Source organism: Dyella soli (assembly GCF_054482295.1).
This window is the reverse complement of the sequence record NZ_JBTFFU010000002.1, coordinates 794,828-815,814: the sequence shown is the minus strand read 5'-3', so window position 1 is coordinate 815,814 and position 20,987 is coordinate 794,828. Positions and strand designations below refer to the sequence as shown.

At 68.0% G+C, this 20,987-nt stretch carries 24 protein-coding genes; 13 read left to right on the top strand and 11 right to left on the bottom strand.

Going from position 1 to position 20,987, the window contains the following annotated elements; all coding sequences use genetic code 11:
• Positions 1-8 precede the first annotated feature (8 nt).
• Both ACXU4B_RS14090 and ACXU4B_RS14085 read right to left on the bottom strand, forming a co-directional pair.
• Complete coding sequence (locus ACXU4B_RS14090) at positions 9-1,439, bottom strand: NAD(P)(+) transhydrogenase (Re/Si-specific) subunit beta (RefSeq protein ID WP_131411470.1); 1,431 nt, start codon at positions 1,437-1,439, stop codon at positions 9-11.
• On the bottom strand, positions 1,439-1,744 hold the full coding sequence (locus ACXU4B_RS14085; protein ID WP_131411472.1) for an NAD(P) transhydrogenase subunit alpha part 2: 306 nt from the start codon (positions 1,742-1,744) through the stop codon (positions 1,439-1,441). The genes ACXU4B_RS14090 and ACXU4B_RS14085 overlap by 1 nt, the downstream gene beginning before the upstream one ends.
• A gap of 138 nt (positions 1,745-1,882) precedes the next feature.
• Here ACXU4B_RS14085 and ACXU4B_RS14080 point away from each other — a divergent pair, with 138 nt between their 5' ends.
• The 3 genes from ACXU4B_RS14080 to ACXU4B_RS14070 all read left to right on the top strand — a co-directional run bounded on the left by ACXU4B_RS14080 (position 1,883) and on the right by ACXU4B_RS14070 (position 3,479).
• A complete protein-coding gene (locus ACXU4B_RS14080) occupies positions 1,883-2,467 on the top strand; it encodes an RNA polymerase sigma factor (protein ID WP_131411474.1) in 585 nt (194 codons plus the stop codon).
• Complete coding sequence (locus tag ACXU4B_RS14075) at positions 2,464-2,850, top strand: hypothetical protein (protein WP_131411476.1); 387 nt, start codon at positions 2,464-2,466, stop codon at positions 2,848-2,850. Before ACXU4B_RS14080 ends, ACXU4B_RS14075 begins: the two co-directional genes overlap by 4 nt.
• Positions 2,851-3,053: 203 nt before the next feature.
• Complete coding sequence (locus ACXU4B_RS14070) at positions 3,054-3,479, top strand: DUF3106 domain-containing protein (RefSeq protein ID WP_240734131.1); 426 nt, start codon at positions 3,054-3,056, stop codon at positions 3,477-3,479.
• Positions 3,480-3,536: 57 nt separating this feature from the next.
• Here ACXU4B_RS14070 and ACXU4B_RS14065 read toward each other — a convergent pair whose 3' ends face one another.
• The gene (locus ACXU4B_RS14065; protein ID WP_131411478.1) at positions 3,537-4,637 is read right to left on the bottom strand and encodes an NAD(P) transhydrogenase subunit alpha; all 1,101 of its coding nucleotides are present in this window, start codon (positions 4,635-4,637) and stop codon (positions 3,537-3,539) included.
• Between the two features lie 142 nt (positions 4,638-4,779).
• Between ACXU4B_RS14065 and ACXU4B_RS14060 the strand changes: the two genes are divergently transcribed.
• From ACXU4B_RS14060 to ACXU4B_RS14015, 10 genes are all read left to right on the top strand, one after another.
• The gene (locus tag ACXU4B_RS14060) at positions 4,780-5,193 is read left to right on the top strand and encodes a cytidine deaminase (RefSeq protein WP_131411480.1); all 414 of its coding nucleotides are present in this window, start codon (positions 4,780-4,782) and stop codon (positions 5,191-5,193) included.
• A gap of 103 nt (positions 5,194-5,296) precedes the next feature.
• Positions 5,297-5,866 (top strand): nitroreductase family protein, encoded by a 570-nt coding sequence (locus ACXU4B_RS14055; protein WP_131411482.1) that lies wholly within the window; start codon positions 5,297-5,299, stop codon positions 5,864-5,866.
• A complete protein-coding gene (locus tag ACXU4B_RS14050) occupies positions 5,863-6,753 on the top strand; it encodes a 5'-3' exonuclease (protein ID WP_131411484.1) in 891 nt (296 codons plus the stop codon). The genes ACXU4B_RS14055 and ACXU4B_RS14050 overlap by 4 nt, the downstream gene beginning before the upstream one ends.
• 26 nt (positions 6,754-6,779) lie before the next feature.
• A complete protein-coding gene (locus ACXU4B_RS14045) occupies positions 6,780-7,604 on the top strand; it encodes an AraC family transcriptional regulator (RefSeq protein ID WP_131411486.1) in 825 nt (274 codons plus the stop codon).
• A 67-nt stretch (positions 7,605-7,671) separates the two neighbouring features.
• Positions 7,672-8,640 (top strand): DMT family transporter, encoded by a 969-nt coding sequence (locus ACXU4B_RS14040; protein WP_131411488.1) that lies wholly within the window; start codon positions 7,672-7,674, stop codon positions 8,638-8,640.
• A gap of 61 nt (positions 8,641-8,701) precedes the next feature.
• Complete coding sequence (locus ACXU4B_RS14035) at positions 8,702-9,277, top strand: NUDIX hydrolase (RefSeq protein WP_425481421.1); 576 nt, start codon at positions 8,702-8,704, stop codon at positions 9,275-9,277.
• 102 nt (positions 9,278-9,379) lie between these two features.
• Complete coding sequence (locus ACXU4B_RS14030) at positions 9,380-9,742, top strand: hypothetical protein (RefSeq protein WP_131411492.1); 363 nt, start codon at positions 9,380-9,382, stop codon at positions 9,740-9,742.
• 216 nt (positions 9,743-9,958) lie between these two features.
• The gene (locus ACXU4B_RS14025; RefSeq protein WP_131411494.1) at positions 9,959-11,155 is read left to right on the top strand and encodes a GGDEF domain-containing protein; all 1,197 of its coding nucleotides are present in this window, start codon (positions 9,959-9,961) and stop codon (positions 11,153-11,155) included.
• Between the two features lie 115 nt (positions 11,156-11,270).
• Complete coding sequence (locus ACXU4B_RS14020; protein WP_131411496.1) at positions 11,271-12,452, top strand: YjgN family protein; 1,182 nt, start codon at positions 11,271-11,273, stop codon at positions 12,450-12,452.
• 5 nt (positions 12,453-12,457) lie between these two features.
• The gene (locus ACXU4B_RS14015; RefSeq protein WP_131411498.1) at positions 12,458-13,513 is read left to right on the top strand and encodes a M48 family metallopeptidase; all 1,056 of its coding nucleotides are present in this window, start codon (positions 12,458-12,460) and stop codon (positions 13,511-13,513) included.
• Between the two features lie 98 nt (positions 13,514-13,611).
• Here ACXU4B_RS14015 and ACXU4B_RS14010 read toward each other — a convergent pair whose 3' ends face one another.
• The 8 genes from ACXU4B_RS14010 to ACXU4B_RS13975 form a co-directional block, all read right to left on the bottom strand.
• A complete protein-coding gene (locus ACXU4B_RS14010; RefSeq protein ID WP_165583220.1) occupies positions 13,612-13,989 on the bottom strand; it encodes a cupin domain-containing protein in 378 nt (125 codons plus the stop codon).
• A 440-nt stretch (positions 13,990-14,429) separates the two neighbouring features.
• Positions 14,430-14,732, bottom strand: coding sequence for an STAS domain-containing protein (locus ACXU4B_RS14005; protein WP_240734133.1), 303 nt, complete (start codon positions 14,730-14,732; stop codon positions 14,430-14,432).
• Between the two features lie 10 nt (positions 14,733-14,742).
• Positions 14,743-15,927, bottom strand: coding sequence for a methyl-accepting chemotaxis protein (locus ACXU4B_RS14000; RefSeq protein WP_131411502.1), 1,185 nt, complete (start codon positions 15,925-15,927; stop codon positions 14,743-14,745).
• A 15-nt stretch (positions 15,928-15,942) separates the two neighbouring features.
• Positions 15,943-17,040: a protein-glutamate methylesterase/protein-glutamine glutaminase gene (locus tag ACXU4B_RS13995; RefSeq protein ID WP_131411504.1), complete on the bottom strand. Its 1,098-nt coding sequence runs from the start codon at positions 17,038-17,040 to the stop codon at positions 15,943-15,945.
• A gap of 116 nt (positions 17,041-17,156) precedes the next feature.
• Positions 17,157-17,813 carry a chemoreceptor glutamine deamidase CheD gene (gene cheD, locus ACXU4B_RS13990; RefSeq protein ID WP_131411506.1) on the bottom strand — a complete coding sequence of 219 codons (657 nt, stop codon included), beginning with the start codon at positions 17,811-17,813 and terminating at the stop codon, positions 17,157-17,159.
• Positions 17,810-18,688: a CheR family methyltransferase gene (locus ACXU4B_RS13985; RefSeq protein WP_131411508.1), complete on the bottom strand. Its 879-nt coding sequence runs from the start codon at positions 18,686-18,688 to the stop codon at positions 17,810-17,812. The genes cheD and ACXU4B_RS13985 overlap by 4 nt, the downstream gene beginning before the upstream one ends.
• Before the next feature lie 2 nt (positions 18,689-18,690).
• A complete protein-coding gene (locus ACXU4B_RS13980; RefSeq protein ID WP_131411510.1) occupies positions 18,691-20,403 on the bottom strand; it encodes a methyl-accepting chemotaxis protein in 1,713 nt (570 codons plus the stop codon).
• A gap of 27 nt (positions 20,404-20,430) precedes the next feature.
• Positions 20,431-20,937 (bottom strand): chemotaxis protein CheW, encoded by a 507-nt coding sequence (locus ACXU4B_RS13975; RefSeq protein WP_131411512.1) that lies wholly within the window; start codon positions 20,935-20,937, stop codon positions 20,431-20,433.
• Between the last annotated feature and the right edge of the window lie 50 nt (positions 20,938-20,987).

Genomic DNA, 20,987 nt, shown 5'->3' with positions numbered 1-20,987 from the left:
CAGGCCGCTCACACCTCCAGCGACTTCAGTTCCGACACCAGCTGCCCCGCGGCGGCCTGGCCGTCGCCGTACAGCATGCGCGCGTTGTCGGCGTAGAACAGCGCGTTCTCGATGCCGGCGAAGCCGGTCCCCTTGCCGCGCTTGACCACGATCACATGCTTCGCGGCAGCCACGTCGAGGATCGGCATGCCGTAGATCGGCGAGGCCGGATCGGTCTTGGCCAGCGGGTTGACCACGTCGTTGGCGCCGATCACCAGGGCCACGTCGGTGTTGGGAAACTCGGGGTTGATGTCGTCCATGTCGGCGATGAGGTCATAAGGCACGCCCGCCTCCGCCAGCAGCACGTTCATGTGCCCGGGCATGCGTCCTGCCACGGGATGGATGGCGAACTTCACCTTGACCCCGCGCTCGATCAGCAGCTTGGCGAATTCCCACACCTTGTGCTGCGCCTGCGCCACCGCCATGCCGTAGCCCGGCACGATCACCACGCGCTCGGCGTAAGCCATCATCACCGCGGCGTCGCTGGCCTCGATCGGCTTCTGGCTGCCTTCGATGGACTGCGCGGCGGCTCCCGTGGCGCCGAAGCTGCCGAACAGCACATTGCCGATCGAACGGTTCATCGCCCTGGCCATCAGCTGGGTCAGCAAGGTACCGGCCGCACCGACCACGGTGCCGGCGATGATCATCGCCTCGTTCTGCAGCACGAAGCCCTCGAACGCCACCGCCAGGCCGGTGAACGCGTTGTACAGCGAGATCACCACCGGCATGTCGGCGCCGCCGATCGGCAAGGTCATCATCAGGCCGAACAGCAGCGCCAGCACGAAGAACGCGATGATCAGCGGCATGCTCAGCTGGCCGCTCGCCACCATCACGCCAAGGATCGCCGCGCCGGCCAGGACCAGCATGTTCAGCACGCGCTGGCCCGGAAACACGAAGCGCCGGTCCAGCCAGCCCTGCAGCTTGGCGAAGGCGATCAGCGAGCCGGAAAAGCTCACCGAGCCGATCAGCGCGCCCAGCACGGCCAGCGCCAGCTGCGCCGCACCCGGCGTGGCGGCGCCGTCGGCGGTGAACTGTCCGCCGTCGAGCAGGGTTATCGCGCTGCCGGCATAACTGAACAGCTCGGCCGCACCAATGGCCGCCGCCGCGCCGCCGCCCATGCCGTTGTACAGGGCCACCATCTGCGGCATCGCCGTCATGGCCACGCGGCGCCCCGACCACCAGGCGGCTGCCACGCCGATCAGCACGGCAGCCAGGATCAGCCCCCGGTTGTGCATGTCCGGCAGGGCAAAGGTGGCCAGCACGGCCACCAGCATGCCCACGCCCGCCCACACGATGCCGCCCCGCGCGGTGCGCGGCGAGCTCATGCGCTTGAGGCCGAGGATGAAAAGCAGTGCAGCGAGGAAGTAACAGGCCCTGATCACCACCGGCAGCCAGCCCATCACTTCGCCTCCTTGCCGGCAGCCGGCTTGCTGGACTTGAACATCTCCAGCATGCGCTCGGTCACCACGTAACCTCCGGCCGCGTTGCCGGCACCCAGTAGTACGCCCAGGAAACCAATGGCGACCTCAAAGGCCGTCTGGGCATGCCCTAGCGCGATCATGGCGCCAACCAGCACAATGCCGTGAATGAAATTCGAACCGGACATCAAGGGCGTGTGGAGAATCACCGGCACCCGGGCGATGATCTCGTACCCCGTGAAAGCGGCCAGCATGAAGATGTAAAGCGCCAGGAACCCGTCGATCATGACCCCTCCCCGCCAGGACACCGTTGTCCCCGCATCATACGGACGTGGGTCAACCCGCGCGAGCCTCGGACGTTGATGCACAACGACGTACCGATGGAGTCTCAGGATGGCCGATCCGGCGAAGCGGACGATGACGCCATGAATAGCGCCGTTTCCACGATTGAAGCCGATCTGCTGGCCCAGGACATCCGCGCGGTGCCCGCCTCGATGGATGCCTTCCTGGCCCAGGTGGAGCGGCGCGCCTTCCGCATGGCCGAGCTCAACCTCGGCCACCGCGAGGATGCCCTCGACGCCGTGCAGGACGCCATGCTGCGCCTCGTCAAGCATTACAGCGACAAACCGGCCCAGGAATGGACGCCGCTGTTCTGGGGCATCCTGCGCCGGCGCATTGTCGATCTGCAGCGCCGCCGCAAGGTGCGCTCGATCATGGTCGGCTGGCTGGGCGGGCGCGATGAGGACGGCGACGAGCTGCCCTTGTGGGAGCCCGCCGACAACGCGCCCGGCCCGCTGGAACGCCTGCATGACGCCCAGTCGTATGCCGACATGGCGGCGGCGGTGAAGTTGTTGCCACAACGGCAGCGCGAGGCTTTCATGCTGCGCATGCTGGAAGGCCTGGACGTGGCGGAAACCGCGCAGGCCATGGGTTGTTCGGAAGGTAGCGTGAAAACACACCTGTCGCGTGCGCTGCAACGCCTGCGCGACCAACTGGAGGACTGGCGATGAATGCGCCCGACAACGATCTGGAACGCCGCGCGCGCGAGCTGTATCGCGAGGCTGCGCATCGCATCGACCCGGCCACGGCGGCGCGCCTGCGCGCGGCCCGCCGCACGGCGCTCGACCAGTCCGACCGCCCGTCGCTGGCCCAGCGGCTATTGCAGCTGCTGTTGCCGGCGGGTGCCTTTGCAGCCATTGCCCTGGCAGCCCTGATGCTGTCCTCGCCGGTGGAAAGGCCGCTGGGCAGCCCGGCGGGCCTGCGTTCGGCCGTCGCCACGGACGCCGACGGCGACCTGCCGCCCGATGCCGCCGCAGCCGACCCCGCGCTCTACCAGAACATGGAGTTCTATGGTTGGCTGGCCAAGAATGGCGAAAGCCAGGCGAGCCGGTGACTATGCGTCGTAGCTGTATTTACCTGGTGTTGCTGGCCAGCCTGTTGGGCGGCATCACCACCACTGCCATGGCACAAGACCAGCCGCCCCCGCCGCCCCCTGCGGGTGCCTTTCCGCCGGGACCTCCCCCGGGTGACTTCGCGCCTGGCCCACCTCCAGGAGGGCCGCCTCCGCATGGACCACGCGGACCGTCGACGCCGCCGGTGGCGCATCCATGGCAGAGCCTGTCGCCGGCCGAACGCGACGTGCTGTCGCCGCTGGCCGAGAAGTGGGATTCCTTCCCGCCCGAGCGGCAGACCCGCATGCTCGAGCGTGCGCAGCAGTGGAAAACGTTGCCGCCGGACCAGCGCCAGGCGATACGCGAGCGCATCGACCAGTGGCAGAAGATGTCCCCGCAGCAGCGCGAGCAAGTGCGTGAAAACAGTCGCCGCTTCAAGCAGTTGCCGCCGGAAGAACGCGAGCAGCTGCACGCGGCGTTCCAGCACTTCCAGCAACTGCCGCCGGACCAGCGCGAGCAGCTGCTGCGCCAGTGGCATCGGGAAATGCGCGGTGCCGGTCCTCCGTTTGGCGCCCCGGGACCGCGGGGCATGCCTCCGCCGCCACCGCCCAATGGCGGGCCGAAACATTGAAAAACCCCGCCGCGGCGGGGTTTTTCATGTCCAACTACGGGTGAGGCCAGCGCGTGGCTAGTCGTGGAAATGGGGCTCGCCGTTGCGCGTGACGCAGCTCCTGGCGATCAGCTCGTCGTTGAAGTCAGGCGCCAGCGTGTCGCCCTGCACCAGCAGTTCGAGGAAGTTGTAGACGTTGCGCGCATACATCTCGGAGGCGTGCAGCGGCGCGCCGGCCGGCAGGTTGAGCGGACCGAGGATCACCACGCCGTTGCGCTGCACGCGCTGGCCCGGCTGGGTCAGCTCGCAGTTGCCGCCACCTTCGGCCGCCAGGTCCACGATCAGTGCGCCGGGTTTCATGCCGTCGACCATCGCCGCGCTGAGGATCTTTGGCGCGGGCCTGCCCGGCACCGCCGCCGTGGTCACGATGACATCGACCAGCTTGAGATGCTCGGCCAGTGCCTGTTGCTGGGCGGCGCGCTCTTCTGCCGACAGTTCGCGCGCATAGCCGCCGCTGCCGGCGGCACTGACGCCCAGGTCAAGGAACTTGGCGCCCAGCGATTCGACCTGCTCGCGGGTTTCCGGGCGCACGTCATAGCCTTCCGTCTGCGCGCCCAGGCGACGCGCGGTGGCAATGGCCTGCAGGCCGGCCACGCCGGCGCCGATCACCAGCACCCGCGACGGGCGGATGGTGCCGGCCACGGTGGTCAGCATCGGGAAGAATTTCGGCGCGGCCTCCGCCGCAATCAGCATGGCGCGATAGCCGGCCACTGCCGCCTGCGAACTGAGCACGTCCATCGCCTGCGCCCTCGTAGTGCGCGGCAACAGCTCCAGCGCAAACGCGGTGAGCCGCTGCTTGCCCATCGCCACGATGCGTGCGGCGGCGCCATAGGGCCGCAGCTGGCCGACCACGGTGGCGCCTTCGCGCAAGCGGGCCCACACGCTGTCGTCGGGGGGAAGCACGCAGGCGAACACGTCGGCCTGGGCGAGCACCTGGCTGGCGTCGGCGAACTCGGCATCGGCGTAGGCGTCGTCGGGAAAGCCCGCCGCCGCACCGGCGCCATGTTCCAGCAGCACACGCAAACCCTTGCCGCGCAATTTCCTGGCCATTTCGGGTGTGATCGCCACCCGCTGTTCGCCGGCGGCGGTTTCACGCAATGCAGCCACGGTGATCGGCATCGTGCATCCCCTGCGGAAAGGTCTGGGCATCCTAGCCGATGCCTCGCCTTGCGAACCACCGCCCCGACAGGGGTAGACTGGCCCGCCGCTGCCATCGATGGCGCGCCGCCGTCGACGCCGGGGACTCGTCATGGAGATCCCGATGACCGCGATCGTTGTTCCCGATGTCCTGCTGTCCCTGGCGCGCCAGGCGCGCGAACGTGCCTATGCCCCCTATTCCCGCTTCCTGGTGGGTGCCGCCGTGCTCGCCCGCGATGGCCGTCAATTCACCGGCTGCAATGTGGAAAACGCCTCCTACGGCCTGTGCAACTGCGCCGAACGCACGGCGTTGTTCGCCGCCGTGGCGGCAGGCTGCCGGCCCGGTGACTTCGAGGCGCTGGCCGTGATCGGCGACACCGCCGGGCCGATCAGCCCCTGCGGTGCCTGCCGCCAGGTCATGTCGGAGCTGTGCGACGACGCGATGCCAGTGTGGCTGGGCAACCTCGATGGCGCCGTGCAGGAAACCACGGTGGAAGCCTTGCTGCCGGGATCGTTCCGCCTGGCCGTCAACGCTTGAGTCGACCGGACCGCCGGCCTCGAATCCCCCGGGGCGCGGCGGCGAAGTTCGCCTGCAGGCTCCCGGCCAATTAGCATGGACGCTTTGCCGCTCCGGATTCCCCATGTCGCACGACCTTTCCCTGTTGCTGCAGCGCCATTCCATCCCTGCCCGCCAGCTGGGTGAGCCGGCGCCTGAGGGGGCGACGTTGCAGGCACTGCTCGAGGCGGCGATCCGCGTTCCTGACCATGGCAAGCTGCAGCCGTTCCGGCTGATCCTGCTGCAAGGCGAGGCCAAGCTGGCCTTCGGCGAACGCCTCGCCGCGCTGTCACTGCGCCTGCAGCCGGACATGCCCGAGTCCAAGCGCGAGAAGGAGCGCACGCGCTACAGCTTCGCGCCGCTCGTCGTGGCGGTGATCTCGCGCACGGATCCGGCCAGCAAGATACCAGTGATCGAGCAGCGGCTCAGTGCCGGCTGCATTGCCTACAACCTGCTGCTGGGCGCGCAGTCGCTGGGCTTCGGCGCGCAGTGGCTCACCGGTTGGGCGGCGTACGACCGCGAAGCGGCCACCATCATCGGCCTGGCCGACAACGAGCAGGTGATCGGCTTCGTGCACATCGGCACGCCGCAGCTCGACGTGCCGGACCGCGACCGACCGACGCTCGCCGACGTGCTCAGCACGTGGACGCCATGAGCCGTCCAGCCGTCCATCTGGTGGACGGAAGCCTTTACGTGTTCCGCGCCTGGCATTCGATGCCGGACGAGTTCCACGATGTGGACGGGCATCCCGTGAACGCCGTGCATGGCTTCACCCGATTCCTGTGTGAACTGCTCGAACGCGTGCGGCCGGAGCATCTCGCCGTGGCGTTCGATGCATCGCTGACGACGTCGTTCCGCAATGCGATCTATCCCGCGTACAAGGCCAACCGCGAACTGCCGCCACCCGACCTCGAGCGCCAGTTCGTGCTGTGCCGCGAGGTGACGCAGGCGTTGGGCGTGGTGGTGCTGATCGACCATACCTACGAAGCCGACGACCTGATCGGCAGTGCGTTGTGGAGCCTGCGCGCGCAAGGTTTCCGCAGCGTGATCGTGTCGGCCGACAAGGATTTCGGCCAGCTGCTCGGCGACGACGACGAACAATGGGATTACGCCCGCGGCATGCGCTGGGGACCCGCCGGCGTGCATGAGCGCATGGGCGTGCACCCGCACCAGGTGGCCGACTATCTCGCCCTGTGCGGCGACGCGGTCGACAACATCCCGGGCGTGCCGGGCGTCGGCGCCAAGACCGCGGCGGCGCTGCTGGCGCATTTCGGCAGCCTGGATGCCCTGCTCGATCGCGTGGACGAAGTGCCGTTCCTGCGCCTGCGCGGCGCCGCCAGCTGCGCGCAGAAACTGCGCGAACATGCCGAGGCGGCACGTCTCTATCGCCGGCTCACGCGCATTGCGCTGGACGCCCCGGTCGCACACGATGCCGATGCCCTGCGTCGCGCGCCCGGCGAGATGGCGACCATGGACGCGCTGTGCGAGCGCCTGCGCTTCGGCCCGCTGACCCGCACGCGGTTGAAGGCGCTGATCGGCTGAGTCGCCAGCGATGTAGCATGCGGCCCATGCAGGGCGTTCCCGACCGCTTTCCCTCACCGCGTGACGAGGCCGAGTTCCGCCTCGCCGGACATCGCGCCAGCGTGGAACTGTACCGTGCGCACATCGTGCGCCATGCGTTTGATCCGCATACGCACGATGGCTTTGGACTGGGTGCGATCGAGTCCGGCGTGGAGCGCTTCCGTTACCGCGGAGCCGACCATCTGGCGCCACCCGGTTCGGTGGTGATGATGAATCCCGACGAGTTGCACACCGGGCGCGCCGAGACCGAGGACGGCTGGCACTACCGCATGGCGTATATCGAGCCGGCGGCAGTGGCCGAGATCACCGGGGAGCCCGGCTGGTGGTTTGGCGACGTGGTGCGCGAGGACATGCCGGATGCCCGGCGCGTCACCGCATTGCTGGACGCGCTGTGGCAGGCAGGCGAACCGCTCGCGTTCGACAGCCTGCTGTTCGAGCTGCTGGCGCAATTCCGCCGGCACGCACGCGTGCCGCACGCAGCGGTCGACGGTGGCGCCGTGCGCTTCGCGCCGGTGCTCGACTACCTGCATGCCCACTTGTCGCGCCGCCTCACGCTCGACGAGCTGGCGAACGTGGCAGGCCTCAGCCCCTTCCACTTCCTGCGCCAGTTCCGTGCGCAGCACCATGCGACGCCGCAACAGCTGCTGATGGCGCTCCGCCTGGCCGAGGCCAAGCGCCAGTTGTCCCGCGGCGAAGCACCGGCGCAGGTGGCCGCGGCCGTCGGGCTGGTCGACCAGGCGCACCTGACCCGTACCTTCGCCCGCCGCTACGGCCTGACGCCCGCGCGCTACCAGAAAGCCATCGCCCGCTGACGGCGGCGCGCGCGTCCGCCGCAATCTCGTACAAGACGGCAGGCCCGCGCCGGGCCATGCTCGGCCCATGTGGACCGGAACCCTCTACGCACTCGCCGCCGGCCTCATGTGGGGCCTGGTCTTCATCAGCCCGCTGCTGTTGCCGGAGTATCCGGCCGCGCTGCAGTCGGTGGGGCGTTATCTCGCGTTCGGGCTGATTGCGCTGCCACTGGCCTGGATGGACCGCCACGCGCTGCGCCGGCTCGGCCGCGCCGACTGGCTGGCGGCGCTGAAGCTCGCTGCGGTCGGCAACCTCCTCTATTACCTGTGCCTGGCCAGCGCGATCCAGCTGGCCGGTGCGCCCCTGCCCACCATGATCATCGGCACGCTGCCGGTGGTGATTGCGATCAGCGCCAACCTGCGTGATGCACGCCGCGACGGCCACCTGCCGTGGCGCTGGCTCGCGCCGTCGCTGGTGCTGATCGCCGCGGGCATCGCCTGCGTCAACCGGGCGGAACTGGCGGCGCTCGATCACCCTGCGCCAGCCGAACTGTGGCGCTACGCACGTGGTGCCTTGCTGGCCTGCGGCGCGGTGGCCTGCTGGACCTGGTACCCGCTGCGCAACGCCGACTGGCTGCGCAGCCACCCGGATCGCCAGCCACACACCTGGGCCACCGCGCAGGGCATCGCGACGCTGCCGCTGGCGCTGGCCGGCTATCTGCTGGTGTGGGTGCTGCTGCGCGCCGGCGGCAGCCCGTTTGCCATGCCGTTCGGTCCCCATCCCTGGCGCTTCATCGGCCTGATGGCGGCCATCGGCCTGTTTGCCTCCTGGCTGGGCACGCTGTGCTGGAACGCAGCCAGCCAGCGCCTGCCCACCGCACTGGCCGGCCAACTGATCGTGTTCGAGACGCTGGCGGCGCTGGCGTATGCCTTCCTGCTGCGCGGGCACGCGCCATCCGCGCTCACGCTGACCGGCATCGCCCTGCTGGTCGCGGGCGTGGCCTGGGCGACGCGCATTCGCCCGCGCCCGGTGGAACTCCCCGTCACGTCGGAATGAGCACCGAGCTTGTGGCTGCCGCAGGGCCGCGGCACCATGCGGGATCGCCCCTTCCAAGCGCATGCCGATGACTGTTCCCGACCGCCACGTCCCCGCCGATGCCGATGCCCCGGTGGAAACCCTCTGCACCAGCAAATGGCTGAGCCTGCGCAAACGCGGGCGCTGGGAATATGTCGAGCGCAACAACCCGGGCGGCGCGGTGATCATCCTGGCGGTCACGCCGGAGGACAAGGTGCTGTTCGTCGAGCAGTACCGCGTGGCGATCCTGCGGCACACCATCGAAATGCCCGCCGGCCTGGTGGGCGACCTGCACGGCCACGACGACGAAGATGCGCTGCTGGCGGCCGCCCGCGAACTCGAGGAAGAAACCGGCTATCGCTGCAGCCGGCTGGAGTTCCTGCACGAGGGGCCGTCGTCCGCGGGCATGAGCACGGAGATGATCGCCTTCGTGCGCGCCTGGGACCTGCACAAGGTCGGCCCGGGCGGCGGCGATGAGTCCGAGCACATCATCGTGCACGAAGTACCGCGCAGCGAGGCCGGTGCCTGGCTGTTCGCGCGGGCAGCCGAAGGCTATTCCATCGACCCCAAGCTGTTCGCCGGCCTGTGGTTCATCGGGCAGGCCGCTTCGTCGCCCTGAAGCTGAAGGCAACCCTACAGCGGCGCTAAAGAATCCGGCGGAACCGCCGATGTTTGTCATGTCGTCCCATTACCGACCTGACCCCATCGACGGATTTCGCCCATGAAGACTCTGATCGCCTCCGCCCTGTTCCTGTTTGCCCCGCTGGCCGCCCACGCCGCCTGCGCCCCGACCGACTTCGCCGTGCAGGACTTCAAGATGAAGCTCGTGGGCAGCGGCATGAGCGCACGCCTGAGCCTCACCGGCCAGCTGGTGAACCACTGCCACGAAGCCGCCGCCGCACAGATCACCATCGACGCCAAGGACGGCTCCGGCAAGGTGCTGCAGTCCAAGAAGGGCTGGCCGGCCGGCACCACCAACATCGGTCCGGGCCAGACCGTGGACTTCGACCTGGGCCGCCTGTTCCGCTTCGATCCGGAAATGCAGTCCTACACGGTCGGCGTCGCCGACGTGCGCACCTGGTAATCCGCAGAGCCACCCGGTTTTGCCCGAGGCCCCGCAAGGGGCCTCTTTGTTTTGCCGGATCGCAATTTCCTGCTGTCGTTTTGTGACGTGGTTCAAGTTTTCCGGCCCAGTGCCGATACGACTCGTGACCATCGACGACGGCGTCGATCCGCGGGCCTCGGCCAGGGCCTATTGCACTCCTGCGGCGAAAGGCGTGCGGCGGCCACAGGGAGCGCCATGCATCTGGATGTCCAGACCCTCACCTTCGTCAGTCTCCTGATGAGCATCGGCGCGTCCATCGGCTTCACCTCGCTGATGACCGTGCTGCACAACCAGGCCGTGATGCGCACCTGGGTGGCCAGCCTGTGGATCGCGGCCATCGGCGTACTGCTGATCGGCCTGCGCGGCCACATCGCCGACTTCCTTTCCATCGTGGTCGGCAACGGCTGCATCGTGCTGTCCAACGCCGCCACGCTCAAGGGCATTGCCCGGCACCTGGATCAACCGCTGCGCTGGCGCTGGCCCGCCTGCTTGGTGGCGTTCTACACGGCCGTCATTGCCTGGCTGACCTATGCCACGCCCGACCTGCATGCACGCATCGTGATCGGCAGCCTGCAGGCGGTGGTCTTCAACCTGTCCTATGCCTACCTGCTGCTGCGCTACGGCGAAGCGGCGATACGCACGAGCTGCCGCATCGCCGCCGGCATCATGCTGGTCAACGTGGGCTTCTTCCTGGTGCGCAGCCTGCTGCCGATGGACCCCGCCGCGGGCCAGGACCTCATGAAGGCCGGCACGCCGATCGCCGCCACTTACGTCATCGGCATCCTCACCGGGCTGGCGTCGTATTTCGCGCTGCTGCAACTGGTGACCGAGCGGCTGATGGTCGATCTGCGCCGCGCCGCGCATACCGACGGGCTCACCGGCCTGCTCAACCGCAGCGCCATCATCGCCGAGGGACGCGCGAGCATGGCCCGCTGCCAGCAACGCGGCCAGCCATTCGCCTTGCTGATCTTCGACCTGGACCACTTCAAGCAGATCAATGACCGCTGGGGCCACGATGCAGGCGATGACGTGCTCCGGCATGTCACCACCATCCTGCGGGACAACACGCACTGGCCGGGCAGCCTGGCCAGCCGCTACGGCGGCGAGGAATTCGTGCTCGCCCTGCCCGGCGCCACCCTGACCCAGGCGCTGGACGTGGCCGAACGGTTGCGTCACGCGCTTGACCACTCGCATACCTGGGTCGACAACCAGTGCATCGCGGTCACCGCCAGCATCGGCGTGGCGGCGGCACGGGCCGGCGCGCGCTTCGAGCAACTGGTGCGCCAGGCCGACGAGGCGATGTACCGCACCAAGTTCGACGGACGCAACGGCGTGAGCCTGGCAGGCATGGACGGCATGCGCCTGGCCGAGGCCGGCGACTCCCGTTGCTGACGCCTGTATCGGGGCGCGCCGAGCGCAAGATCCTGCCGCTTTCCGGCATCCTGTTCTCGGCTATGCTGCCCTCGCTTCCGGGGGGAGGCATTCCAGGAAAAGGGGACAGACGGATATGCATGACGAGACCATGGCCTCGGGCGTGTACCTGCCCGAAATGGACGTTGCACCGGCAAGCCACGACGAAGGGGCGCATCGCCTCGAATTCCGCGGCAATGCCAAAGACTATTTCCGCATCTGGATCGTCAACGTCGCGCTGACGCTGGTGACCCTGGGCATCTATTCGGCGTGGGCCACCGTGCGCACGCGCCGCTACCTGTACTCGAGCACCAGGCTGGGCGATACGCCGTTCGAGTACCTCGCCCGACCGATACCCATCCTCAAGGGGCGTCTGCTCACCGCCGGCATCTTCGCCATCTACGCGCTGAGCGGGCAGGTCTCCAAACCGCTGCAGGCGGCCGCGGCGCTGGTCGTGGCCTGCTTCATGCCGTGGATGATCGTCAAGAGCCTGATGTTCCGCGCGCGCTATTCCTCGTGGCGGGGGCTGCGCTTCTATTTCAGCGACGACTACCTCGGCGGCTACAAGTGGTACTTCGGCGTGTACTTCCTGATGGGCGTCCCCTTCGTGCTGATGGTGATGCTCACGGCGGGCGGCCACCCGCTGATCGGCCTGCTGCTGGCATTCGCCGCCTTCACCGGCATCTATCCCTGGATCAAGGGCAACCAGCAGGGCTGGATGGTCGAAAACCACCACTTCGGTGGCAAGTCATTCCGCTTCAAGAGCGCGCTGGGCAACTACTACGACGTTTACCTCAAGGCTGCCGGCGTGGCGCTCGCATGGTTCCTCCCATGCACGATCGTGTTCTCGGTGGTGGTGGCGGCATTCACCAAGGGGCACACGCAAGCCATCAGCCCGCAGACGCCGCCGCTCTATTTCATTCTCGGCGTCTATGCCGTGCTCGCGCCGGCGTACCTGGGTGTCTGGACCTTCGCCCATACCCGCATGACCAACCTGCTCTACAACCAGGCGCAGCTGGGGCAGTACCGCTTCCGCTCCACGCTGTCGTACTGGCCGATGCTCGGCCTGTACCTTGGCAACGGACTGGCCGTGCTGTGCTCGCTCGGCCTGGCGATGCCCTGGGCGCGCATCCGCCTGGCGCGCTACCGCGCCGAGCATCTGGAAATCATCGGTGACGGCGACCTCGGCGATTTCGTCCGCGACGCGTTCGCGCACGGCGAAATTGGCGCGGCTGCCACCGAGATGGACAGCCTGCTGGGCATCGACATCGGTCTCTGACGGCCATGATCCCGGCGATCTACTTCGACGGGCATGCCAGCCACGCCACGCGGGTCCACGTGTGGCGTGACGACGCGATGTTGCGCTGGCGCCGCACGGACCGCGCCCGCGAGTGGGATGTCCCGCTCGCGTCGGTCGAGCCGAGTGCGCGGGTCACGGGCCTGCCGTTCGTGCTGCACCTGGCGAATGGCGCGCACCTGCAGATCGAGCATGACCTGCTGCCCGACGACTGGTTTCCCCGCCACCACCGGCTGGAACGACTGGTGGACTGGCTCGAGCGCCGCTGGGTGGCGGCGCTGGTCAGCGTGGTGATCGTGGTGGTGTCCTTGCTCGGCCTGTTCGAGTTCGGCCTGCCGTGGGCAGCGGACCGCATCGCCACGCGCCTGCCGCACGCGCTGGAGACTTCCATGGGGCGGCAGTCGCTGGTTGCGCTGGAGGGACGGCTGCTGCTTCCGACCACGCTGGGCCCTGCACGCCAGGCCCACTTGCAGGCGGTGTTCCGCCATTTCGTCGACGGCGTGCCCGGCCTTCCGGTGGTGGAGCTGAAGTTCTACGCGTCACCCGCCATCGGCGCCAACGCGTTCGCCCTGCCCGACGGCAGCATCGTCTTCACCGATGCGCTGGCCAAGGCGGTGCCGGATGACCAGGCCTTCCTCGCCGTCATCGCGCACGAGCTCGGACACCAGGCCGGCCACCATATGCTGCGCCAGGTGTTGCGCAGCTCCGGCGTGTTCATCGTCGCCGGCATGATGATGGGTGACGTGACCTCGCTGGGTGGCGTCGCCACCGGCATCCCCATGTTCCTGATCGACAGCCACTACTCGCGCCGCTTCGAAGAAGACGCCGACGCGTTCGCCTTCCGCACGCTGGCGCAACGCGACATCGACCCGGTGGCCTTCGTCCATGCGATGCAGGCGCTGCAACGCGCGCATCCCGAGCTGAAGGGAGGCACGGGCTTGCGCTACGTATCCAGCCATCCCCTGAATGACCAGCGCATCGCCAGGGCCAACGAGGCATCACGCCGCTATCAGGCCAACCGGCAGGCGCCATCGTCCCGCTGAGGCCATGCCGCCGCGAGGCGGCGGAGACATCGCGGCATGGCGGGCACCCCGTAGAAGGCGATACCCGCCAGCCATCCAGCCGACGGCCGGCCGTCGCCCTACTTCGCCGTCTTCAGCTCGACTACCAGCGCCTTGGTCGGCGCCGTGCCGATGTTCTGGTTGCTGTGCGTCACCGGCTCGCTCCACACGACCTCGTCCGCCTTGCGCTCGACCTCGGTCACCTTGCCGTCGCCGGTGGTCGTCTTCATCTTGCCGCCGGTGATGAAATAGACCACGTTGGCCGGATGGGAATGCATGGGCAGCGTCTCGCCCGGCTTCAGCCAGACCTCGATCACCCTGACCTGCTCGTTGTCGAGCACCACCTTGCTGTTCTTCGGCGCGACCTTGGCCATGTCCTGGGCAAGCACCGCCCCGGCACACGCACAGGCAAGCACCACCAGGCCACACTTCACACTGAACCGAACGCCAATTGCCATGACACGTCCTCCCGCGTTGCGTTGAAGTCGTCGATGGCCACGGGCGTGCCTTCGCGCACCCGAGAGCCGGCTGGCTGGGCGTCCGGCCCCGACGGCCACTCCGGCCCGTCGAACATCTCCCGGTAAAGTCAGGCCGCTACCGATACGGCGAGCCGGCAGCGGCAGCTTTCGCGATGAAGCCAACTGCATACGTATTTCGCGGGGGCGGGATCAGCGAAACATGCGCTTGCATCCGCAAGACTGACGCAAGCGCGACAGGGGAAGTCACCCTGACGCGCGGCGGAACGTACGCCCGCCTGCGCGAGGCGTCAATTGGGCAAAAGACAGAGCGGCCTGGTGCAGGCGCCGCCTGGAGGCGGCCGGGTGCGCGTCAGGGCGAGGCCGCTGACAATGGCCCGGTGGGGGTTCGCGCCCGGTCGGCCCGGGAGGGCGGCCTCGCCTCAGTGCAGCACGAACAGCTTGTCGAAGCCGGCTACGCGCAGGGTGCCGCGCAGGCTGGTGTCCGCGTTGACGATGCGGATCTCGGCGCGTTCGGCGCCGGCGTGCTCGCGCAGCAACAGCAACATGCCCAGCGCCGAGCTGTCCATGCTGGACACCTCGCCCAGGTCGATGACGTAGCTGCGCGCGGCGCGCCCGCCCAGGCAGGCGTCGTGGAAGTCGCGGTGCACGGTGAAGTCGAAGCGCTCGCCCATCTGCAGCGTCACGCAGTCGAGTTCGGCATCGTGGTGGACGATCAGGCTCATGGTGGATTCCTCAAAACAGTTCGATTTCGCCGGCGTCCATGGTGTTCTGCAGGGCCGGGCCGCGCGAGCGCAGGCGCGCCTTCTCGCGCTGGATGGCCAGGCGGTTGCGCACGCGCTGTGCGCGCTGTGCCAGCAGTTCGGCGTCGATCGGGTTGCAGGCAAGCTCTTCGATATCGCGCGTGCACTCGGTGGTGATCTCCTGCAGCTCGACCAGGCGCATGCGCGTCTGGTTGATGAGCTGGCTGAGGATGTCCTCGAACTGCAGCGAACGGATGGTGGTGGACACGTCGCTGCCCAGGCCGCGGTTGATCTCCACCACCTTGTCGGCGACCGCGCTGGTGCGCGCATCGCTCTCGGTGACGTGCGCCATCATGGCGTCGATGCCGCCCTTGGCGGACAGGGCGACGTTGAGGTCCTGCGAGGCCATCGTGCCGACCAGGCCACGCAGCTGCTCCATGGCGATGCGGGCGCGCTCGACGTGGCTGCCGATCTGCTCGTTGAACTGGTTGGAATGACTGGCCAGGTTGCGGATCTCGCCCGCCACCACCGCGAAGCCGCGGCCCGACTCGCCCGCACGGGCCGCCTCGATGGCCGCGTTGAGCGCGAGCAGGTTGGTTTCCTCCGCGATCGTGTTGACGTTTTTAAGCAGGCCGAACACGGAGTCCATTTCCTTGGCCATGCCGTCGATGCGGTAGACGATGCGCAGACTCTCGCGCGACATCTGCACCACCATGCCGACGAAGTGTTCCAGCAGGTCGCCGGTACGTGCGGCGAAGTCCTGCACCGAGACGCCCTCGTTCTGGGCGTCGATGATCTGGCGCAGCAGGGACTGCTGCATGCCGGTCTTCTGCGACAGGCCGTCAAAGCCGCCGCCAAGCTCGGACACGGCGTCGCGCAGCAGGTCCAGCGCCTGGTGCAGCTCGCGCGTGGCGTGGCCGAGTTCGTCGACCAGCGAGCTGCGCACTTCCTCCAGCGCCTCGCGCACCGGTGCATGGTGCGCCAGCGCCTCCTCGATCACCGGTTCGGCCGCCGGGGCGGCGCGACGCAGTTCGACGATCCACGCGCCGGTCATCAGCACGATCAGCAAGGCCCCCAGCCAGGCGGACGGCCACAACAGGGTCAGCACGAGGGCGGCCGCACTGGCGGCCAGGCCGAGGACGGGGCGCACGCGCAGGAAGGAAAGAATGGCGTCCATAGGGGTATCCGCAGATCAGGTGGCCGTCGCGACGGCGCGGGGAATGGGTTGCTGCGCCAGCGCGAGCAGGCGCGCGGCGATGTGGTCCAGCGGCAGCTTTTCGCTGGCGGCACCGAGTTTCCAGGCGGCGCCGGGCATGCCCCAGACCACCGAAGTCTCCTCGTCCTGCACCAGCGTGCGCGCACCGTTCTGCTGCAGTTCGAGCAGGCCGCGCGCGCCGTCGTCACCCATGCCGGTGAGCAGCACGGCCACGGCCGCCCGGTTCACGCTGGCCGCCATCGAGCGGAACAGCACGTCCACGCTCGGTTTGTGGCGGTTGACCGGCGGGCCGTTGTGCAGGCGGCACACGTACTTGGCGCCGTCCCACATCACCAGCAGGTGCTGGCTGCCCGGCGCGATGTACGCATGCCCGGACTGGATCGGCTGGCCGTCGCGGGCCTCGCACACGCGCATCGCCGAGCAGGCGTCCATGCGCGCCGCAAACGGGCCGCTGAATGCCGCGGGGATATGCTGGGTGATCACGATGGGCGGTGCGTCCGGCGGCATCGCCTCGAGCACCACGCGAATGGCTTCGGTACCGCCGGTGGAGGCGCCGATGGCGATGATCGGGCTGCCGCCACGCGTGCCGGCCGTCTGCGCGCGGGGCAACACGGCATCGGCGGTGAGGCGCGGCGGCACGTCGAGCTTGCGCACGGCGGTGCGCTGGCGCGGCCTGGTCAGCGCGGCGAGCTTCACCTTGGCGCAGATCTCCTGCGCGCCTTCGGCGAACGTGCTGGCCAGGTCATTGGAAGGCTTGGTGAAGAAATCCACTGCGCCAAGTTCCAGTGCGCGCAGGGTGACTTCGGCGCCTTCCTGGGTCAGCGAGGACACCATCACCACCGGCATCGGCCGCAGCCGCATCAGGTTCTCGAGGAAGGTGATGCCATCCATGCGCGGCATTTCCACGTCGAGCGTGAGCACGTCGGGGTTGAGCTGCTTGATCTTTTCGCGGGCGATCAGCGGGTCGGCGGCCGTGCCGACCACCTCGATGCCCGGGTCGCACGAAAGCATGGTCGACAGCAGTTTCCGCACCAGTGCGGAATCATCGACCACCAGGACACGTACTCTTTCCATTGACTTCAGGTCTCGCCTTCGTGGATCGGAGCGCCCGGCACGGGCCTCGCTCCTGCTGGCCCGTGCCGGCGCCGGATACAACCGATGTGGCTCTGTCATTGCGCGCGGTGGCGCGGTCAGAACAGCTCCACTTCTCCCTTTATCGGATCGTTTGCCAAACGCTTGAGATACTGCCGCTCGCCGTCCACCAGCACCGCGTCGGTGCGGCCGCGCAGCAGGCGCACGCGCGCCTTGCCGGTGTTGGGGAAGAACTGCACGTGGCGCGGGTGCACGTCGCCGAGGTCGGAGGCGCGCACATCGAGCTTTTCCGCGTCGAGGTAGCGCCTCACGAAGTCGATGTTGCGCCGGCCGATGTCGGTCATGGTGGCCAGCACGCGCCCGCCGCCGAACACCTTGACCTCCAGGTCCGCGCGCTGGCCGCCGGCCTTGAAGATCGCGTTGATCAGCTGCTCCATGGCGTCGTTGCCGTAACGCGCCGCGCGGCCCACCGTGTCGGCCCAGGCGCCCCGCTCGCCCACCGGCTCCGGCAGCATGAAATGGTTCATGCCGCCGATGCGCCGCTGCCGGTCGTAGATGCACGCCGACACGCAGGAGCCCAGCACGGTGGAGATCATTTCCTGCTGCGTGCTCACGTAGAACTCGCCGGGCAGCACCTTCACCGTCATGCAGGCGTGCGCGGGGTCCCAGAAGCGGCGCAGGTGTTCAAAGCCGGGTAATACGCGCGCGGGGTCGTAGTCCGCGCCAGTGGGGACATGTACTGCTGGGACGCTCATTCGCTGCGCTTCCGGTAGACCGTGCGTCCTATCAGGTCGAAATGATCGTTGAGTCCGTACATGGACTCCGAATGGCCGAGGAACAGATAACCGCCGTCGGGCAGCAGGCCTGCGTAACGCTGGAACAGGCGCTGCTTGGTGGGCTTGTCGAAGTAGATGACCACGTTGCGGCAGAAGATCGCATCGAACGGCCCCTGCATCGGCCACTCGTGCAGCAGGTTCAGCGGCAGGATGCTGACCAGCTCGCGCAGGCGCGGGTGCACGCAGGCGTACTGCTCGTACTCGCCCTCGCCACGCAGGAACCAGCGGCGGCGGCGCTCGGCGCTTACGCCCTCGAGGCGCTCGATGGGATAGACGCCCTTGCGCGCCGTGTCCAGCGCCTGCGGCGACAGGTCGGTGGCGAGGATCTTCGCATCGACGTTGCCGCCGTGCTTTTCCAGCGCCTCGGCCAGCACGATGGCCAGGGTGTAGGGTTCCTCGCCGGTGGCGCAGCCGGCGGACCAGATGCGCAGGCGGCCGCCGTGCTTCTTTTCCGCGATCCAGCGCGGCAGCAGCTCGCTGGCGAGCAGGTCGAAGTGATGCGACTCGCGGAAGAACGCGGTGACATTGGTGCTGATCGCGCTGGCCAGTTCGCCCAGTTCGCCCTGCGGGTCGCGCCGCAGGACCTCGCAATAGCTGGCGAAGTCACGCAGCTTCAGCGCGCGCAGGCGGCGCAGCAGCCTGCCCTGCACCAGCTGACGCTTGTGGTCGCCCAGCGAGATGCCGCAATGCTGGTAGACAAAGGCGCGCAGGAAGGCGAACTCGCCATCACCCAGCAACGGCCCGTTCATGCCCGCCGCGGCGGTGTTGCCGTCGATCGTGGCGGGCATGACCATGCTCAGAACTCCTTCCAGGCACCAGCGTCGGCCGCTTCCGATGCGCGCGGCTGGCGCGTCGGTGCGGGCGCGTTGCGCACGGCGGCGAACACCGCCTCGGCCTCGGCCATCACCGTGTGCGTGCGTGCACGCTCGGTGGCCGGCTCGGCAGCGTCGTCACCGAGCTGGAAGAAGCTGACCTGGCGGGCCAGCTCGCCGGCCTGCTCGTGCATGGCACGGGCGGCGGCAGCGGCCTCTTCCACCAGGGCGGCGTTCTGCTGGGTCATTTCGTCCATCTGCAGCACGGCGTGGTTGACCTGATCGATGCCGGCGGACTGTTCCTGGCTGGCGGCGGCGATCTCGGCCACGATGTCGGTGACCTTCTTCACGCTGTCCACGATCTCGGCCAGCGCCTTGCCCGACTGGTCCACCAGCGACGAACCCACGCGCACCTTCTCCGCGCTGTCGTTGATGAGGCCCTTGATTTCCTTGGCCGCACCGGCGCTGCGCTGCGCCAGGTTGCGCACTTCGGTGGCGACCACGGCAAAGCCGCGGCCCTGCTCGCCGGCACGCGCCGCTTCCACCGCCGCGTTGAGCGCCAGCAGGTTGGTCTGGAAGGCGATCTCGTCGATGAGGCTGACGATGTCGGAAATCTTGCGGCTGGAATCGTTGATCTCGCGCATCGCCGTGCTGGCCTGCGCGGCCACTTCGCCACCGTGCTCGGCCTGGCGGCGCGTGGCGCTGGCGAGCTGGTTGGCGTGGCTGGCGTTCTCGGCGTTCTGCTTCACGGTGGAGGTCATTTCCTCCATCGACGAGGCGGTTTCCTCCAGGCTCGATGCCTGCTCCTGCGTGCGCTGGCTGAGGTCGTCGTTGCCGCGGGCGATCTGTTGCGCAGCCGAACTGACCGAGCCGGCGCCGTGGCGCACTTCGCCCACGATCGCGCTGAGGCGCTCGTCCATGGTGCGCAGTGCGTCGAGCAGTTCGCCCAGCTCGTCGTTGCGGCGCGTCTCGATGTGATGGCCAAGGCGACCGGCAGCGATGGCATGGGACACCTGCACGGCGACGCTCAGGGTGCCCAGGATCGAGCGCATCAGCAGCACCGCCATCACCGCGGCAATCAGCAGGCCCGCCAGCAGGGCGATGATGCTGATGGTGCGGATGAGGTGGTAACGCGAGACCTGGCTGTCATAGATCTGCTTGGCATCGACGCGCTGCGCTTCGACCAGCTTGGCGAGTGCATCCTGACGATCCATCAGCAGCGGCCGCACCTGCAGCTCCAGGATTTCAGACGCGCCGGTGTCGCCCTGCTTGAGCGCATCGACCATCGAAGCCTTCGCATCCTTGTAGTCGGCGTCGTTGGCATGCCAGCGATCACGCTGTGCCTTCACCGCATCCGACATCGGCATGGCATCGAACTGCTTCTTGAGATTTTCCATCTCCGCCTGGTACTTCTCGTACTCGGCCAGCTTCTGCTTGACCGCATCGGGCTTGCCCACCAGCGAACCGGCTTCGCCCAAGGTGATGAACGACATCAGCGAACGCGTGTTGATCTGGCTGATCGTTTCCATCGGGACCATCTGGTCTTCGTAGATGGCGCGCATGCCGTCGTTCTGCAGCTGCATGGAGCCAAGACCAATGACCGCACCGCCGATCAGCATCAGGCCAAGCAGGCCCAGTACCGCACGCATGCGGTTGCGGACGGAGAGCTCGGGGACTTTCAGTGTGAACTTCTTCATGATGATTTCACTTTCCGGCTAATTCGGTCAGGCCACGGCTTTCACATCGGAGGCGGCGGGCAGCGCTGCCTCCAGCATCTGTGCGTCCTGCGGCTGCAGGAGTTTGTCCACGTCCAGCAGCAACACCATGCGCTCGCCGATGGCCGTGAGACCCTTGAGGTATTCGGTGTCGACGGTGGTGCCCATGTCCGGCACCGGGCGCATGGCGTCTTCGGCCACGTCGAGCACGTCGGACACTGCATCCACCACCACGCCGAAATGGCGGCCGGCGACCGTCACGATCACGGTGACCGTGGTGGCGTTGTATTCCTCGCGTGCGAGGCCGAAGCGCAGGCGCATGTCGATCACCGGCACGATGGCGCCGCGCAGGTTGAGCACGCCCAGCACGTAGTGCGGGGCCTGCGGGATGCGCGTCACCGGTGTCCAGCCACGTATCTCGCGCACGGCCAGGATGTCGATGCCGTATTCCTCGTGGCCGAGGTTCACGGTGAGGTACTGCGACTGGAGCGCCTCGCTCCGGTTGTGGTCGGACATGGTTTGCCTCGTCGGTGGAGCCCACGTGCCGGGCTCCCTTTCGGATTCTG